2 protein-coding genes are annotated in these 1,003 nt (G+C 61.4%); both read left to right on the forward strand.

What is annotated here, in order from left to right; genetic code table 11:
• On the forward strand, positions 1-455 hold a 455-nt coding region (locus A2I95_RS42400; RefSeq protein ID WP_291738215.1), incomplete at its 5' end, for a class I tRNA ligase family protein.
• Positions 442-957 (forward strand): LPS assembly lipoprotein LptE, encoded by a 516-nt coding sequence (gene lptE, locus A2I95_RS42405; RefSeq protein WP_291738216.1) that lies wholly within the window; start codon positions 442-444, stop codon positions 955-957. The genes A2I95_RS42400 and lptE, both read left to right, overlap by 14 nt.
• The last annotated feature ends 46 nt before the right edge of the window (positions 958-1,003 follow it).

Consider the following 1,003-nt stretch of genomic DNA (forward strand, 5'->3'; position numbering starts at 1 on the left):
AGACACATAAATGCATCCGCGACGTGACCCTGGGAGTCGATTCCTTTGGCTTCAATGCCGCGATTGCCAAGCTTTACGCCTTCACCAACACCCTCGCCAAATCCAAGGCAGGTGCCAAGGTGCAGAAACAGGCGATCATGACCCTGGCGCAGCTGATGGCGCCGATGACCCCGCACCTGGCCGAAGACATCTGGAACCACCAGGGCGGCGAAGGCTTGTGCGCCACCGCGCCCTGGCCGGTTGCAGACGATGCCATGCTGGTTGAGGACACCGTCACCCTGCCGATCCAAATCAACGGCAAGCGCCGCGGTGAAATCGAAGTCGCCAAGGATCTGGACAAGGCAGAGGTTGAAAAACGCGCCCTGGCACACGAAGCTGTGCAAAAGGCGCTGAACGGCGCCGCCCCGAAAAAGGTGATCGTGGTGCCGGGCCGGATTGTCAATGTCGTTGCTTAACCGCAGAACCCTGCTGATGGCACTGCCCTTGGTGGCAGCGGCCTGCGGCTTTACCCCGGTGTACGCCCCTGGCGGCACCGGCTCCGCTCTGCATGGGCAAATCGAGGTTCAGGCGCCGGAGGAGATCAAGGGCGCCACCGGCACCGACGCCTACTTCCTGGTGCAGAATCTGGAGCAGCGCCTGGGCCGCGGTGCCAGTGCTGCTTACAAGCTGGATCTGACACTCAGCACCCAGGAAGAAGGCCAGGCAATCACTGCGGGCAATGAGATCACCCGCTATTCGGTGATCGGCAGTACTGGATTTTCACTGACCCGCTTGTCGGATGGCAAGGTAACTTCCAGCGGCACAGTGCAGAATTTCACCGGCTACTCCGCAACTGGCTCCACCGTGGAGACGCTGGCAGGTGAGCGTGACGCCCATGAACGGCTGATGGTGATCCTGGCCGATCAGATCACTGCGCGGATTCTGGCGACCGCGGATCTCTCCGCTCAGGCGGAATGAAGCTCTCTCCGCGTGAAGCTGACGGCTATTTCGCCAAGCCTGACCC

This window comes from Leisingera sp. F5 (genome assembly GCF_001593695.1).

Excerpts from the sequence above, each read along its gene's own strand:
- lptE (WP_291738216.1), top strand. The coding sequence starts at position 442 with ATGTCGTTGCTTAACCGCAGAACCCTGCTGATGGCACTGCCCTTGGTG.